The organism is Pseudolactococcus plantarum, assembly GCF_002441715.1.
Classification (GTDB): Bacteria; Bacillota; Bacilli; order Lactobacillales; family Streptococcaceae; genus Pseudolactococcus; species Pseudolactococcus plantarum.
On sequence record NZ_JXJX01000026.1, the window covers coordinates 1 to 1,792 of the forward strand.

At 36.4% G+C, this 1,792-nt stretch carries 1 protein-coding gene, 1 tRNA gene and 1 riboswitch; of the genes, one reads left to right on the top strand and one right to left on the bottom strand.

Features of this window, described 5'->3' with window-relative positions:
- The first annotated feature begins 98 nt into the window (after positions 1–98).
- A riboswitch (Fluoride riboswitch) is annotated at positions 99–171 on the top strand.
- 78 nt (positions 172–249) lie between these two features.
- On the top strand, positions 250–1,518 hold the full coding sequence (gene eno, locus RU87_RS09395) for a phosphopyruvate hydratase (protein ID WP_068164964.1): 1,269 nt from the start codon (positions 250–252) through the stop codon (positions 1,516–1,518).
- Between the two features lie 66 nt (positions 1,519–1,584).
- On the opposite strand, the gene RU87_RS09400 is transcribed toward eno, so the two are convergent.
- A tRNA-Ser gene (locus RU87_RS09400) sits at positions 1,585–1,672 on the bottom strand.
- Positions 1,673–1,792 lie beyond the last annotated feature (120 nt).

A 1,792-nucleotide genomic window follows, 5' to 3' on the forward strand; every position in this document is an offset into this window, starting at 1 on the left:
GCTAAATAATCAACTAGCAATTCGGGTTTAATGATAAATGTATTTTTTAAAATATAAGTTTCAAAAATTTGACCTCATAAAAATAAAGTGGTATATTAATAGTAGATGGGTATGGTGCACACCCGAAACCGTTTCAAGAAATAGCTTGAATCTAATGGCGCCTACAAAGCAAAGTCTTTTTTTGCCTTGTAGTCTGCCATTTTTTCTTTGACTTACAAGGCATTAAAGGCAAAGAAAAGGAGATTTATTATGGCAGTCACAATCGAAAACATCCACGCAAGAGAAATTTTTGATTCTAGAGGAAATCCAACCGTTGAGGTAGATGTTAGATTAACAGATGGAACACTAGGACGTGCAGCAGTACCCTCAGGAGCATCAACCGGAGACCGTGAAGCAGTTGAATTAAGAGATGGCGGAGCCCGCCTTCAAGGGAAAGGCGTTTCTAAAGCCGTCGCAAATGTCAATGGCGAAATTTATGAAGCCTTGAAAGGACAATCACCATTTAATCAAGCAAAATTAGATCATTTGATGATTGAGCTTGACGGGACAAAAAATAAATCTCGTTTAGGGGCTAATGCAATTTTAGGGGTTTCAATGGCCATTTCTCGTGCGGCAGCGAATAGTGAAAAAATTCCACTCTATCGCTATCTTGGTGGAGTTGATTTGGAACTTCCACAACCATTTTTCAATGTCATTAATGGTGGAGTACATGCCGATTCAGGAATTGACGTTCAAGAATTTTTGATTACACCAGTCAAACGGGACAGCTTTCGCGATGGTTTAGAAAAAATTGCAAATATCTACCATACTCTGAAGAAAATTTTAGCTGACAAAGGGCTAGAAACAGCCGTAGGTGATGAAGGTGGCTTTGCCCCTAAACTTGGATCTACTGAAAATGCAATTGCTACACTTTATCAAGCAATTGAAAGTGCAGGATATGTTCCTGGTGAAGAAATTGCGATTGCCATTGACCCAGCTTCAAGTGAATTTTATGATGATAAAGAAAAAGTTTATCGTTTTGAAGGGCAAAATTTGACTTCTAAAGAACTATTGACTTACTATGAAAATTTAGTTGAAAAATATCCAGCACTTATTTCCATTGAAGATGGATTTTCTGAACATGACTGGGAGGGCTTTGGAGCTCAAACGAAAGCTCAAGGTCAAAAAATTCAATTAGTAGGTGATGATATTTTTGTGACAAATCCTGAAATTTTCAAAGAAGGAATTAAAAAAGGTGTAGCAAATGCTATTTTGATTAAACTTAATCAAATCGGAACAGTAACTGAAGCGATTGAAGCCATTAGTTTAGCGAGAAAAGCAGGCTATAAGACTATGATTTCTCATCGGTCAGGTGAAACAGTTGATAGCTACATTGCCGATTTTGCCGTAGCCATGCATGCTGGCCAAATAAAAACAGGTTCAATGGCTCGAAGTGAACGGGTTGAAAAATATAATCAATTCTTGCGAATTGAAGAAGAATTAGGAAAAGATGTAGCTCTTGCTAAATTTCCAGAATAGATAAAAATAAAAAACATTAATTATAAAAATTAATGTTTTTTATTTTTAAGAATATGAATTTTATAAAGGAGAAGAGGGGATTCGAACCCCCGATACGCTTGTGACGTATACACACTTTCCAGGCGTGCTCCTTCGGCCACTCGGACACTTCTCCGATTACTTTAATATTATAATAAAATCCCTTCTCGTTTAGCAATGACTTTTGAATGTTTTGTTTTGGCGATAAAGAATGTCATTTTTAGTAGAAATACCCGAATTGCTAGTTAATTTCATT

Excerpts from the sequence above, each read along its gene's own strand:
- eno (WP_068164964.1), top strand. The coding sequence starts at position 250 with ATGGCAGTCACAATCGAAAACATCCACGCAAGAGAAATTTTTGATTCT.